We start from the raw sequence: 13,136 nt of genomic DNA, 5'->3' as shown, positions 1-13,136 counted from the left end.
TGCCCGGGCCGGGGCCCCGGGACCGGGACCGGCTCAGTCCTCCGCGCGCACCCGGCGCACGTCCACGCTGCCGAGCAGCGCCACGCCGTCGACGACGAGCACCGGGCCGCCGGGCCGGCCGCCGGTGGGGCCGTGCAGCTGCCGCGACCCGGCCACGGCGGTCCCGCCCACGCGCACCTCGACGCCCAGCGGCACGACGACCTCCGCGCTGCCCAGCAGGGCGTTGACGGTGAGCCGGAAGGTGCCCGTGGCGCCCTCGCCGAGGGCGTCGCGCAGGTCGACCTTGAGGTTGCCGAGCACGGCCGCGCCGGCCGCCTCCCGGCTGCCCGCCGGCGGGCGGACCGTGGACTCCGAGAGCAGCGCCAGGCCGGAGCCGCCGGGCAGGGCGGGCAGCCCGTGCACCCCGTGCATCCCGTGGCCCCCGGGCTGCGCGGCGGGGGGCGGCGGCGGGACCGGCAGCCCCGGCCCGGCCGCGGCACCGCGCGACGGCCCGGCGCCGTCGTCGCGCGGCACGACGCCGCCGCCCACGGGCAGGTCCTCGACGAGCGGCTCGAGGTCGGCGGCGGTGCGCGCCTGCCACACCCGGCCGAGCCGCTCGTCGTGCTCCTCGTAGGTCAGCCGGCCCTCGGCGTACGCCTCGCGCAGCGCGTCGGCCACGACCTCCCGGTCGCGGTCGGAGATGCGCAGCGGCGGGCGCCGCGGCGGTGTCGCCCCGGCGCCGGGGACGTCCTCGCTCATGCGGGCGACCCTAGCGCCGCTGCCCCGCGGTGGGGTCAGCCCGCCGCCGGCCCCAGCCACGCGGCGGCGTGCGGCGCCAGCACGCCGTCGCGCACCGGCGCGCTGCTGAGCAGCACCTCCCGGTCCCCCGGCAGCCGGCGGGGCGCGCCGGAGAAGTCGACGAGGCAGCGCAGGCCCGGGCCGCGGTCCAGCACCAGCGCCCTGCCCCCCTCGTCCCCCGCCCAGGCCAGCGGCTCCTCGTGCAGCGCCGCCAGCCCGCGGCGCAGCCGCAGCGCGGACCGGTAGAGCCGCAGCGTCGAGCCGGGGTCCCTCTCCTGCGCCTCGACGGTGAGCCCCCGCCAGGCGGGCGGCTGGGGCAGCCACGGGCGCACGCCCGGGGAGGAGAAGCCGAAGGGCGGGGCGTCCCCGGACCACGGCAGCGGCACGCGGCAGCCGTCCCGGCCCCTCGCCGTGCCGCCCGAGCGGCGGAAGGTCGGGTCCTGCAGCACGTCCTCCGGCAGGTCCTCGACCTCGGGCAGCCCCAGCTCCTCGCCCTGGTAGAGGTACGCCCCGCCGGGCAGGGCCAGCAGGAGCAGCAGCGCGGCCCGGGCGCGGGCCAGCCCCAGCTCCGGGTCCGAGGCCTCCCCCGCGTCGAAGCCCATCGCCGCCGCGCCGGTGCGCCCGCGCCCGAAGCGGGTGGCGTGGCGGGTCTCGTCGTGGCTCGACAGCACCCACGTCGCCGGGGCGCCGACCGGCGCGAGCGCGGCCAGGGTCCGGTCGACGACGTCGCGCAGCGCAGCCGGCTCCCAGGGGCAGTGCAGGAAGTCGAAGTTGAAGGCGGTGTGCATCTCGTCGGGGCGCAGGTACCGGGCGAGCCGCTCGGGCCCGTTGACGACGGCCTCGGCGACGAAGACCCGGTCGCCGTCGTACCCGTCGCCGACCCGCCGCCACCGGCGCAGGACCTCGTGCACCGCGTCCACGTCCCAGTGCGGGTTGCCGACCCAGCGCGTCGACTCGAAGAGCGCGCCGGGCGCGTGCCCCGCGTCGGGCAGCCCCGGGACCTTGGCCATCGCGGGCGCCGCGTCGACCCGGACGCCGTCGACGCCGCGGTCCAGCCAGAAGCGCAGCACCTCGTCGAAGTCCTCGCCCACCCGCGGGTCGGTCCAGTCCAGGTCGGGCTGCTCGGGGGCGAACAGGTGCAGGTACCACTGCCCCGGGCGCCCGTCCGGCTCGGTGACCCGGGTCCAGGCCGGGCCGCCGAACGCGCTGATCCAGTCGTTCGGCGGCTCCGCCCCGCCCGCGCACCCGTCGCGGAAGAAGTACCGCGCCCGCGCCGGGGAGCCCGGCCCGCCCGCCAGCGCCTCGCGGAACCAGGGGTGCTCCTGCGAGGTGTGGTTCGCGACGAGGTCGACGACGACCCGCAGCCCGAGCGCGTGCGCCTCGTCGAGCAGGCGCTCGACGTCCTGCAGCGTGCCGAGGTCGGGGTGCACGTCGCGGTAGTCCGCGACGTCGTACCCGCCGTCGGCCAGCGGCGAGGGGTACCAGGGGGTTACCCAGAGGGCGTCCACCCCGAGGTCGGCGAGGTACGGCAGGCGCCGCCGCAGCCCCTCGACGTCGCCCTGCCCGTCGTCGTCGGAGTCCTGGAAGCTGCGCAGGTAGACCTCGTAGACCACCGCGTCGCGCCACCAGGGCCGCTCCCGCCCGCCCACCGCGCCTCCCTCCCCGCTGCGGCGGGGCGGCCCGGGAGTGACCCGGACCGCCCCGCCGGCGTCGTACCGCTGCCTCAGATCGCGGTGGCCCCGCCCGACGCGGCCGAGCCGGTGCGCCCGTCCGCCCGCTCGCGCAGGTCGACGTCGCGCCCGCCGCCGCCCTGCGCCTCGTCGAGCTGCTCCTCGCGCTCCTCGGCGACCATCCGGGTCAGCTCGGCGCCCGCCTCGGCGTCGCGGGTGAGGTTCTCGCCCGTGGCCGGGTCGAAGACGTGCACCTTGCGGGTGTCGAGCCAGAACTCCGCCTCGCGCCCCTCGCGCAGCCGGCTCGTCGCGTCGATGGACACGATCGCCTGGGTGCGCAGCTGGTCGCTGTCGAGCTCGCGGGACAGGTCGCGCAGCTGGGTGCGCACGGCCTCGGGCGCCTCGAAGGGGATGTAGGCGTACTGCTGGTCGCCCAGCCACTCGGTGACGTCGACCGGCGCCCGGAACGTCGTGCCGACGTCCCGCTTGGCCGGGTCGACGAGCGAGGCGTCCTCGAAGTACTCCGGCCGGATGCCCACGAGCAGCAGCTCCTTGCCCTGCAGCTTCTCCGCGCCCTTGCGCCCGGCCATGTCGATCGGGCCGAACGGGGTGGACAGCCGGGTCCCGTCCAGCGTGGCGGGGAGGAAGTTCATCGGCGGCGAGCCGATGAAGCCGGCGACGAAGAGGTTCACCGGCTGCTCGTACAGCTCGCGCGGCGACGCGACCTGCTGCAGGACGCCCTTGCGGAGCACGGCGACCCGGTCCCCGAGGGTCATCGCCTCGGTCTGGTCGTGCGTGACGTACACCGTGGTGATGCCGAGCCGGCGCTGCAGGCGCGAGATCTCCGTGCGCATCTGGCCGCGCAGCTTGGCGTCGAGGTTGGACAGCGGCTCGTCGAAGAGGAACGCCTCGGCCTGGCGCACGATGGCCCGCCCCATGGCCACGCGCTGGCGCTGGCCCCCGGAGAGGTTGGCCGGCTTGCGCTCGAGGTGCTCGTGCAGCTCGAGGACGTCGGCGGCCTCGTTGACCCGGCGGCGCACCTCGTCGTCGGGCAGCTTGGCCAGGCGCAGCGGGAAGGCGATGTTCTCGAAGACCGACAGGTGCGGGTAGAGGGCGTAGTTCTGGAACACCATCGACAGGTTGCGGTCGCGCGGGGCCTTGTCGTTGACGCGCTTGCCGCCGATGACCATGTCGCCGGAGGTGATGTCCTCCAGCCCGACGATCATCCGCAGCAGCGTGGACTTCCCGCAGCCGGACGGGCCGACGAGGATGACGAACTCCCCGTCGGCGATGTCGAGGCTGACGTCGTTCACGGCCGGGAACCCGTCGCCGTACTTCTTGACGATGTTGCGCATCTCGATGGAAGCCATGTGGGCAGGTCTCCTTCGTGCTGGGCGCGGGCGTCAGCCCTTGACGGCGCCGTTGGTGAGGCCGGCGACGATGCGCCGCTGGAAGAGCAGGACGAGCACGACGACCGGGATGGTGACCACGACGGCCGCGGCGGCGATCGGGCCGTTCGGGTCCTCGAACTGCGAGGCGCCGGAGAAGAGCCCCAGCGCGGCGGGCACCGGGCGGGCCGCCTCCGTCGAGGTCAGCACGATGCCGTAGACGAAGTCGTTCCACGCGATGAAGAACGCGATGATCGCGGTCGTGAAGACGCCGGGGGCGGCCAGCGGGACGATGACCTTGCGGAACGCCTGCCAGGTCGTGGCGCCGTCCACCTGCGCGGCCTGCTCCATCTCCCAGGGGATCTCCCGGAAGAACGCCGACAGGGTCCAGATCGAGATGGGCAGCGTCAGCGAGAGGTACGGGATGATGAGCCCGGGCCAGGTGTCGTACAGCCCGACCTGCCGCCACAGGTTGAACAGCGGCGTCACGATGGAGATGACCGGGAAGATCGCGACCGCGAGGGCGGTCGAGAGGATGACCTTCTTGCCCGGGAAGTCGAGCCGGGCGATGGCGTACGCCGCGAACATCGCGAGCACGCACGAGATGAACGTGGCGATGAGGCAGATGCCGAACGAGTTGCGCAGCGCCGGCAGGAACAGGTCGCTCGCCGAGCCGCTGAGGATCTGCTCGTAGTTGGTCCACGAGAAGTCCGTGGGCAGGAACTGCCCGTTGGCGATGTCGGCCGGCGCCTTGAGCGACAGCGAGACGATCCACGCCACCGGGAAGAGCGCGTAGACGACGATGACGAGGCCCGCGACGAGCCAGAGGTTCCGCTCCCGCGTGGACATCAGGCGTCCCCCCTCGTGGACGACAGGTCGACCTTGAACACCTTGATGAACGTGAAGCTGATGAGCACCACGCAGAGGAAGAGCAGCACCGACACCGCCGAGCCCAGGCCGATCTCGAGCCGCGCGATGGTCTGGCGGTAGGCGAGGAACGAGACGGACTCGGTGCTGTTGGCCCCGCCGGTCATGACGAAGATGCTGTCGAAGACGCGGAAGGCGTCGAGGCTGCGGAAGAGCAGGGCCACCATGATGGCGGCCTTCATGTTGGGGATCGTGACGCGGCGCATCCGCTGCCACCAGGTGGCCCCGTCGACGCGGGCGGCCTCCTGCAGGACGTCGGGCACCTGGGCGAGCCCGGCCAGGAGCAGCAGCGAGATGAACGGGGTCGTCTTCCAGATCTCGGCGATGCAGACGACGAACAGCGCGGACCACGTGCCGCCGAACCAGTCGGTGTCCGGGCCGATGCCGGGGACCCAGCCGAACCAGGTGTTGACGAACCCGGTGCTGATGTCGAAGGCGAACTGCCACGCGAAGGCGGAGACGACGGTGATGACGGCGTACGGGATGAGGATCGCGGCGCGCACGACGGGCCGGATGGACTTGAGCGCCTTCATCATGACGAGCGCGAGGGCGAAGCCGAGGACGAGCTCGACCGCCACCGTGACGACCGTGATGAAGAAGGTGACGCCGAGCGAGGTCCACCAGATCCGGTCGGTGAGGATGACCGCGTAGTTGCTGAGCCCGGTGAACGAGCGGTTCTCCGGGTCGGTGAGCCGGAAGTCGAAGAGCGAGTCGTACACCGCCTGCGCGATCGGGTAGGCGGTGACGAGCAGCATGACGAGGAAGGCCGGGCCCGCCAGGAGCCAGCCGAGCCGGCGCTCGGCCCGGGCGCGGTCGCTGGTGCCGCCGGGCGGCGCGGAGACCGGCTCCTGCTTGGTGCCGGGCGGGAGTGTCGTGGTGCTCACAGCAGCTCCTCCTTGGCCAGGACCGCCTGGATCAGCTCCGCCGCCCGCTGCCCGGTCTCCCCCGGGGTCACGGCGCTCGGCGGGTGGTAGATGCGCTGGATGCTGCTCGACACCTCGCTGTAGTACGGCGTCTGCGGCCGCGTCGCGGCCTGCTCCAGCGACTCCCGGATGACCGGGGCCATCGGGAACTCCTCGAGGACGGCGGGGTCGTCGTAGACCGAGGCCCGCGCCGCCGGGTTGCCGTTGGTGACGAAGTAGTACGCCTGGTTCTCGGCGCTGATGGCGCACTCGGCGGCCTCGTAGGCCAGGTCGGGGTGCTCGCTGAAGGCGCCGACGCCGAGGCTGATGCCGCCGTACGGCGGTGCGCTCTCCTCGCCCTCGACGACCTGCGGGTAGAGCGCCCAGCCGTAGTCCTCCGGCACGGACGCGTCGAGCGTGCCCGCCTCGACGCCGGACAGCGCGCGCGGCCAGACGAAGGGCCAGTTGACCATGAACGCCGCGTCGCCGTTCTCGAAGGCGATGACGTTCGCGTCCTCGCCCGCGGTGGAGAACGCGGGGCCGGCGATGCCGGCGTCGGCGATCTCCTGCATGACCTCGGCGGCCCGGACCGCGGGCTCCTCGGTGAGGCCGAGCTCGATGTCCTCGGGCTGGGCCTCGGTGTCCTGGATGACCGACCCGCCGGCGGACTCCACGAGCGCGTTGACCCAGACGGTGAGCGCCTCCGCGCGGATGCCCTGCACCGCGAGGTCGACGTCCTGGTCCTGCGCGGCCTGCACGATCTGGTCCCACGTGACCGGCCGGCTCAGGTCCAGCCCGGCCGCCTCGGCGACCGACTTCTTGTACCAGAGCAGCTGGGTGTTGGCCCAGAACGGCACCGCGACGAGCTCGTCGCGCCAGGTGCTGCCGTCCAGGGCCACCTGCACGACGTCCTCGCTGACCCGCTGCGCCAGCTCCTCGGGCACCGGGGCGAGGAAGCCGGCCTCGGCGAACTCCGGGATGTACGGCGGGTCCAGGCTCATGAGGTCGATGGAGTCGTCCTCGGCGGCGAGGCGCCGCACGAGCTGCTGGCGCTGCTCGCTCGACTCGCGCGGCAGCTGCGAGACCTCGATGGTGTAGCGGCCCTGCGCCGCCTCGGTGCACCGGGCGGCGATCTCCGCCTGGCCCCCGGAGTCCGGGTTGATGTACCAGGTCAGCGTCGGCGGCCCCCCGCCGTCGCCGCCGCAGGCCGCGAGCGCCGCGGCCGTCGTGAGGGCGAGCGCCCCCGCGAGGGCGCGCCGCCGTCGTCGTCCTGCTCCCGGTGCACGCCCGCGTGGGCGTGCCGGTGCGCTCCCGCGTGGGGTCCTGGTGGCCACGTCGCCTCCTCGAGCCCCGCCCCGCGGCAGGGCGGTGGACGGGGCCCTACCCCTGCTCCCCGCGCGGCACTCACCCGGACGGGCCGCTCTTCGCCCGCCCGCGCTCGATGCCGGCAGGACCCGGCCGACCTGCGGGGACGTACCCGGACGAAGCGGACGACACGCCACCCCCGGCTACTCCTCGCCGGCTTGCCGTCACGCAGCGGGGTGATCCCGCGGCGCTGGTTTGCGGGCCGTCGCAGTGGCGAGACCCGGGGTCGTCACCGAAGGACGACCGCACACACGACGGAGGACAGGACAGCGATGGACCCCCTGAGCAACCCGCAGAGCATCCTCGGTTCGACCATCTACGGCAGCGACGGCGAGAAGCTGGGCAAGGCCGGCCAGGTCTTCCTCGACGACGCCTCGGGCCAGCCCGAGTGGGTGACCGTCAACACGGGCCTCTTCGGCACCAAGGAGACCTTCGTCCCGCTGCAGGGCATCACCGCGCGGGGCGACGACTTCACCGTCCCCTACGACAAGGAGAAGGTGAAGGGCGCCCCCAGCGTCGACAGCGGCGACGGGCACATCTCCGAGTCCGAGGAGGACGCCCTCTACCGCTACTACGGCCTCTCGGGCACGAGCGGCTACGACACGACGACGACCACGACGACGACGGGCACCACGGGCACCGTGGGCACCGCGGGCACCACCACCGGCACCGACGCCGCCGGCACCGTCGGGCACGACACCTCGGGCCCGACGACGGACGACGCGATGACCCGCTCGGAGGAGCGGCTCCACGTCGGCACCGAGCGCGTGCAGACCGGCCGGGCGCGCCTGCGCAAGTACATCGTCAGCGAGAACGTCACCGAGACGGTGCCGGTCGAGCGCGAGACGGTGCACGTCGAGCGCGAGCCGATCACCGACGCCAACCGCGGCGCGGCGTACTCCGGCCCGGAGCTCTCCGAGGAGGAGCACGAGGTGACCCTCACCGAGGAGCGCCCCGTGGTCGCCAAGGAGACCGTCCCGGTCGAGCGCGTGCGCCTCGACAAGGACGTCGAGGTCTCCCAGGAGACGGTGTCCGACACCGTGCGCCACGAGGAGATCGACGTCACCGACGCCGAGGGCGTCCGCAGCGACCGCCGCTGACGCAGCGCCAGCAGGGGCCCCGGCAGGGCCCCGGCGAGCACCCGACGACCCCCGCGGCGCGCGCCGCGGGGGTCGTCGCACGTCCGGGGCCGGGCCGCGGCCATGATGGGCGCATGAGCTCACCGACCGCAGCCAGCACCGCGGCCCTCGAGGGCGAGGGCTTCCGCACCGAGCACGACACGATGGGGGAGGTGCAGGTCCCGGCGCTGGCGAAGTACCGCGCGCAGACCCAGCGCGCCGTGGAGAACTTCCCGGTCTCCGGCACGCCGCTGGAGCGCTCGCACATCGCGGCGCTGGCGCGGATCAAGGCCGCGGCGGCGAAGGTCAACGCCGAGCTGGGCGTGCTCGACGCGGACCTCGCGCGCGCGGTGCAGGGGGCCGCGGAGGAGGTCGCGCGCGGCGACTGGGACGCCCACTTCCCCGTCGACGTCTTCCAGACCGGCTCGGGCACCTCGAGCAACATGAACGCCAACGAGGTCATCGCGACCCTGGCCACCGAGCGGCTCGGGCGCCCGGTGCACCCGAACGACCACGTCAACGCCTCCCAGTCGAGCAACGACGTCTTCCCGTCCTCGATCCACGTCGCCGCCACGCAGGCCGTCGTCGAGGACCTCGTCCCGGCGCTGGAGCACCTGCAGGCGTCGCTGCGGCGCAAGGCCGAGGAGTTCGCGCAGGTCGTCAAGAGCGGGCGCACGCACCTCATGGACGCCACGCCGGTCACCCTCGGGCAGGAGTTCGGCGGGTACGCCGCCCAGGTCGCGTACGGCGTCGAGCGGCTGCGGGCCGCGCTCCCCCGCGTCGCCGAGCTGCCGCTGGGCGGGACCGCCGTCGGCACCGGCATCAACACCCCGCCCGGCTTCGCCGCGCGCGTCATCGCCGAGCTGGCGGGCGCCACCGGCCTGCCGCTGACCGAGGCGCGCGACCACTTCGAGGCGCAGGGCGCGCGCGACGCGCTCGTCGAGCTCTCCGGCCAGCTGCGCACGATCGCGGTCGGCCTGTTCAAGGTGTCCAACGACGTGCGCTGGATGGGCTCGGGCCCGCGCACCGGCCTCGCCGAGATCCGCCTGCCCGACCTGCAGCCGGGCTCGTCGATCATGCCGGGCAAGGTCAACCCGGTCGTGCCCGAGGCCCTGTGCATGGTGTGCGCGCAGGTCGTCGGCAACGACGCGACCGTCGCCTTCGCCGGCGCCGCGGGGACGTTCGAGCTCAACGTCATGCTGCCGGTGCTCGCGCGCAACGTCCTGGAGTCGGTGCGCCTGCTCGCCAACGCCTCGCGGCTCTTCGCGGACCGCTGCGTCGACGGCATCGAGGCCGACGTGGAGCGCTGCCGCGAGTACGCCGAGTCCTCGCCCTCGGTCGTCACGCCGCTCAACAAGCACATCGGCTACGAGGAGGCGGCCAAGGTCGCCAAGCAGTCGCTGGCCGAGCGCAAGACGATCCGCCAGGTGGTCCTCGAGCGGGGCTACGTCGAGCGCGGCGACCTCACCGAGCAGCAGCTCGACGAGGCGCTCGACGTGCTCTCCATGACGCACCCCTGACCCGGCACCCCTGCGTGGTCGTGCGCGGACGGCGCCCGGACGGCGCCGCCCGCGCACGGCCACGGCGGGGTGGGGGGGATCAGTACCAGTCGTTCGCCTGGCTGTGGTCCCAGGCGGAGCAGGGGGTGCCGTACACCTCGGCGATGTAGCCGAGCCCCCACGCGATCTGGGTGGCGGGGTCGGTCTCCCAGTCCGGGCCGGCGCTGGCCATCTTGCTGCCGGGCAGGGCCTGCGGGATGCCGTACGCGCTGGACGTCGGGTTGTCCGCCGTGGGGTTCCAGCCGCTCTCCTTGGTCCAGAGCGAGTCCAGGCAGTCGAACTGGCTGTCGCTCCAGCCGTGCTCGCCGAGCATGGCACGGGCGATGTCGCGGGGGTCGCCGCTGCGCTCGGTGCTGCGGCTCGCGCGCTCCTCGGCCCGCTCCTCGGCGGCCTCGCGCTCCGCGGCCGCGCGCTCGGCGGCGGCGCGCTCGGCGGCGGCGCGCTCGAGGGCCGCCTTGCGCTCGAGGGCCGCCTTGCGCTCCAGGGCGGCCTTGCGCTCGGCCGCGCGCTGGGCGGCGACCTCGGCGCGGCGCTGGGCCTCCGCGGCGCGCAGGGCCTCCTGCTTGTCGCGCACCTCCTCGCGGGCGGCGGCGTCGCGCGAGGCCTGCATCGCGGCGAGGGTGGCCGCGCTGGGCGCGGAGGGGGAGTCGGACCAGGCGCTCACGCCGAGGGCCGCGCCGCCGGTCGCGACGACGGTCGCGGTGGCGACGGCGAGCCCGCGCAGGGTGGGGCGCTTCGTCATGGGGGGTGGGACCTTCCAGCCGTCAGCGCGCGCGGCGGGTCCGCCGGCGCGGCGTCGCCCCGGGCACGGCACGGCCCGGTGCTGCCGGGGCGGGCCGGCTCCCGGTGGCCAGGGCGCGGGGGCGCCGGCCGGTGCCGCCGCCGTGCGGGGCACCCCGGGAGCGGCGGTGGGGCGCCGGCCCCGCCAGGGGCTCGTACGGGGCGCGGTGGCGCCCCTCGCGGCGCTCACCGCGGGGCCTTACGTCGTCCGACGGTGCCCGACGGGAGCTCCGCAGGGCAAGCGCAAGGCCCCGTGGGCATGGTCACAGGCGCGTCCCCCCGCCCGATCCGGGACGCAGCGCGACGACACGGTCGCCCCGCGTGCGCAGGCGCCCGGCGCCGGTGTCAGGCCGTGAGGTCCTCGAGCATCTCCGTGACGAGCGCCGCGATCGCCGAGCGCTCGCTGCGGGTGAGGGTGACGTGGGCGAAGAGGGGGTGCCCGCGCAGCTTCTCGATGACCGCCGCCACGCCGTCGTGCCGGCCGACCCGCAGGTTGTCCCGCTGCGCCACGTCGTGCGTCAGCACCACCTTCGAGCCCTGGCCGATGCGCGAGAGCACGGTGAGGAGCACGTTGCGCTCGAGCGACTGGGCCTCGTCGACGATGACGAACGCGTCGTGCAGCGACCGGCCCCGGATGTGCGTGAGCGGGAGCACCTCGAGCATGCCGCGGGCGAGGACCTCCTCGACGACCTCGCCGGGCACGAGCGCCCCGAGGGTGTCGAAGACCGCCTGGGCCCAGGGCGACATCTTCTCCGACTCCGCGCCCGGCAGGTAGCCGAGGTCCTGCCCGCCCACGGCGTAGAGGGGGCGGAAGACGACGACCTTCTTGTGCGCGCGGCGCTCGAGCACCGCCTCCAGGCCCGCGCACAGCGCGAGCGCGGACTTGCCGGTGCCCGCGCGCCCGCCGAGCGAGACGATCCCCACGTCGGGGTCGAGGAGCAGGTCCAGGGCGATGCGCTGCTCCGCGCTGCGCCCGTGCAGCCCGAAGGCCTCGCGGTCGCCGCGCACGAGGCGCACCTGCTTGTCGGGGGTCACCCGCCCGAGCCCGCTCCCCCGCTCGCTGAGCAGGCGCAGCCCGGTGTGGCACGGCAGCCCGCGCGCCTCGGGCAGGTCGATGCGCTCCTGCGCGTAGAGGGCGTCGAGGTCGGCGCCGGTCACCTCGAGCTCCGCGGTGCCCGTCCACCCCGTGTCCCGCGCCAGCTCGTTGCGGTACTCCTGCGCCACCAGCCCGACCGCGCCCGCCTTGATGCGCAGCGGCAGGTCCTTGGACACGAGCACGACCGCCCGGCCCTCGGCCGCGAGGTTGCGCGCGACGGCGAGGATCCGGGTGTCCGCGTCGCCGAGGCGGAAGCCCGGCGGCAGCACGGCGGGGTCGGTGTGGTTCAGCTCGACCCGCACGGTGCCGCCGTCGGGCAGCGGCATCGCGGCGTCGAGGCGGCCGTGCTGCTCGCGCAGCCCGTCGAGCACCCGCAGCGCCGCCCGCGCGAACCAGCCGATCTCCGGGTGGTCCCGCTTGGCCTCGAGCTCGGTCACCACCACGAGCGGCAGGACCACCTCGTGCTCCTCGAAGCGCAGCAGCGCGCGCGGGTCGGAGAGCAGGACGCTGGTGTCCAGGACGTACGTGCGGATCGCGCTGGTCGTCACGGGGGCGCCTCCCGGCCCCGGGCGCAGGTCGCCCGGCTCGTCTGGGGCTGACCCCCCGGACGCTACGCCCGCCCGCGCCCGCCCGGCGGCGAACACGCTGACGCGCGCGTTGCCCCCGGGTGAACTCCCGGACGGACCACCCGGACGGAGCAGCGCCCCTACGTCCCGAGGCGGCGGTGGCGCAGGCTGTACGCCCGCAGCGCGCGCAGGAAGTCCACCCGCCGGAAGTCCGGCCAGTAGGCCTCGCAGAAGTAGAACTCCGAGTGCGCGCTCTGCCACAGCAGGAACCCGCCGAGGCGCTGCTCCCCGGAGGTGCGGATGACGAGGTCGGGGTCGGGCTGGCCCTTGGTGTAGAGGTGCTCGGCGATGTGCTCGACGTCCAGCGAGCCGGCGAGCTCCTCGATCGTCGTCCCGCGCCCCGCGTGCTCCTGGAGCATCGCCCGCACGGCGTCGGCGATCTCGCGCCGGCCGCCGTACCCGACCGCGACGTTGACCACCGTGCCGCGGCAGCCGGCGGTGCTCGCGCCGACCTCCTTCAGCCGCTGCGCCGTCTCGGCCGGCAGCAGGTCGAGCGCGCCGACCGGGTGCACGCGCCAGCGCCCGGTGGCGCCGAGCTCGCCCACGACGTCCTCGATGATCGCCAGGAGCGGGGCGAGCTCGTCGGGCGAGCGGGCGAGGTTGTCGGTGGAGAGCAGCCACAGGGTGACGACCTCGACCCCGGCCTCCTCGCACCAGCCGAGGAACTCCTCGATCTTGTCCGCCCCGGCGCGGTGCCCGGCGGTCGGGTGCGAGCCCGCGGCGCGCGCCCAGCGCCGGTTGCCGTCGAGGATGACCCCCACGTGGCGGGGGCGGCGCTCGGGGGGCAGGGCCCGCACGTGCCGGGCGAGCCGGCGCTCGTACGGGCCGTAGACCAGCGGCGCCACGAACGGGCGCGAGACGACGGCGCGCAGGCCCACGGCGACGAGCACCCCCCTCGTGGCGAACGCACGAACCCTACCCAGCCCGG

Annotated in this window: 11 protein-coding genes; 2 read left to right on the top strand and 9 right to left on the bottom strand. The window is 74.8% G+C overall.

Annotation, left to right across the window (positions count from 1 at the left end; genetic code table 11):
- Window positions 1–33: 33 nt before the first annotated feature.
- From D5H78_RS03190 to D5H78_RS03165, 6 genes are all read right to left on the bottom strand, one after another.
- Entirely contained in the window at window positions 34–738 is a 705-nt protein-coding gene (locus tag D5H78_RS03190) for a DUF1707 SHOCT-like domain-containing protein (protein ID WP_119948904.1), read from the bottom strand.
- A 35-nt stretch (window positions 739–773) separates the two neighbouring features.
- Window positions 774–2,426 (bottom strand): glycoside hydrolase family 13 protein, encoded by a 1,653-nt coding sequence (locus D5H78_RS03185; RefSeq protein ID WP_119948903.1) that lies wholly within the window; start codon window positions 2,424–2,426, stop codon window positions 774–776.
- Between the two features lie 74 nt (window positions 2,427–2,500).
- Window positions 2,501–3,817 carry an ABC transporter ATP-binding protein gene (locus tag D5H78_RS03180; RefSeq protein WP_119948902.1) on the bottom strand — a complete coding sequence of 439 codons (1,317 nt, stop codon included), beginning with the start codon at window positions 3,815–3,817 and terminating at the stop codon, window positions 2,501–2,503.
- Between the two features lie 33 nt (window positions 3,818–3,850).
- Window positions 3,851–4,684, bottom strand: a complete 834-nt coding sequence (locus D5H78_RS03175) for a carbohydrate ABC transporter permease (RefSeq protein ID WP_119948901.1) — start codon at window positions 4,682–4,684, stop codon at window positions 3,851–3,853.
- Window positions 4,684–5,646, bottom strand: coding sequence for a carbohydrate ABC transporter permease (locus D5H78_RS03170; RefSeq protein WP_119948900.1), 963 nt, complete (start codon window positions 5,644–5,646; stop codon window positions 4,684–4,686). Before D5H78_RS03170 ends, D5H78_RS03175 begins: the two co-directional genes overlap by 1 nt.
- Window positions 5,643–6,998, bottom strand: coding sequence for an extracellular solute-binding protein (locus D5H78_RS03165; protein ID WP_119948899.1), 1,356 nt, complete (start codon window positions 6,996–6,998; stop codon window positions 5,643–5,645). Before D5H78_RS03165 ends, D5H78_RS03170 begins: the two co-directional genes overlap by 4 nt.
- A 303-nt stretch (window positions 6,999–7,301) precedes the next feature.
- Between D5H78_RS03165 and D5H78_RS03160 the strand changes: the two genes are divergently transcribed.
- A complete protein-coding gene (locus D5H78_RS03160) occupies window positions 7,302–8,129 on the top strand; it encodes a DUF2382 domain-containing protein (RefSeq protein ID WP_119948898.1) in 828 nt (275 codons plus the stop codon).
- A 113-nt stretch (window positions 8,130–8,242) separates the two neighbouring features.
- Window positions 8,243–9,667 carry a class II fumarate hydratase gene (locus D5H78_RS03155; RefSeq protein ID WP_119948897.1) on the top strand — a complete coding sequence of 475 codons (1,425 nt, stop codon included), beginning with the start codon at window positions 8,243–8,245 and terminating at the stop codon, window positions 9,665–9,667.
- Between the two features lie 79 nt (window positions 9,668–9,746).
- Here D5H78_RS03155 and D5H78_RS03150 read toward each other — a convergent pair whose 3' ends face one another.
- The 3 genes from D5H78_RS03150 to D5H78_RS03140 form a co-directional block, all read right to left on the bottom strand.
- Entirely contained in the window at window positions 9,747–10,448 is a 702-nt protein-coding gene (locus tag D5H78_RS03150; RefSeq protein WP_119948896.1) for an aggregation-promoting factor C-terminal-like domain-containing protein, read from the bottom strand.
- Window positions 10,449–10,831: 383 nt separating this feature from the next.
- Window positions 10,832–12,130 (bottom strand): RNA 5'-3' helicase PhoH2, encoded by a 1,299-nt coding sequence (gene phoH2, locus D5H78_RS03145; RefSeq protein WP_218566164.1) that lies wholly within the window; start codon window positions 12,128–12,130, stop codon window positions 10,832–10,834.
- Window positions 12,131–12,288: 158 nt separating this feature from the next.
- Window positions 12,289–13,098, bottom strand: coding sequence for an isoprenyl transferase (locus tag D5H78_RS03140; protein WP_245941579.1), 810 nt, complete (start codon window positions 13,096–13,098; stop codon window positions 12,289–12,291).
- Window positions 13,099–13,136: the final 38 nt, after the last annotated feature.

It is taken from the genome of Vallicoccus soli, assembly GCF_003594885.1.
GTDB classification, from domain to species: domain Bacteria; phylum Actinomycetota; class Actinomycetes; order Motilibacterales; family Motilibacteraceae; genus Vallicoccus; species Vallicoccus soli.
This window is presented reverse-complemented; position numbering and strand designations above follow the sequence as displayed.

Coding starts and splice junctions, on each gene's coding strand:
- D5H78_RS03150 (WP_119948896.1), bottom strand. CDS start 10,448: ATGACGAAGCGCCCCACCCTGCGCGGGCTCGCCGTCGCCACCGCGACC.
- D5H78_RS03190 (WP_119948904.1), bottom strand. CDS start 738: ATGAGCGAGGACGTCCCCGGCGCCGGGGCGACACCGCCGCGGCGCCCG.
- D5H78_RS03180 (WP_119948902.1), bottom strand. CDS start 3,817: ATGGCTTCCATCGAGATGCGCAACATCGTCAAGAAGTACGGCGACGGG.
- D5H78_RS03175 (WP_119948901.1), bottom strand. CDS start 4,684: ATGTCCACGCGGGAGCGGAACCTCTGGCTCGTCGCGGGCCTCGTCATC.
- D5H78_RS03155 (WP_119948897.1), top strand. CDS start 8,243: ATGAGCTCACCGACCGCAGCCAGCACCGCGGCCCTCGAGGGCGAGGGC.
- D5H78_RS03160 (WP_119948898.1), top strand. CDS start 7,302: ATGGACCCCCTGAGCAACCCGCAGAGCATCCTCGGTTCGACCATCTAC.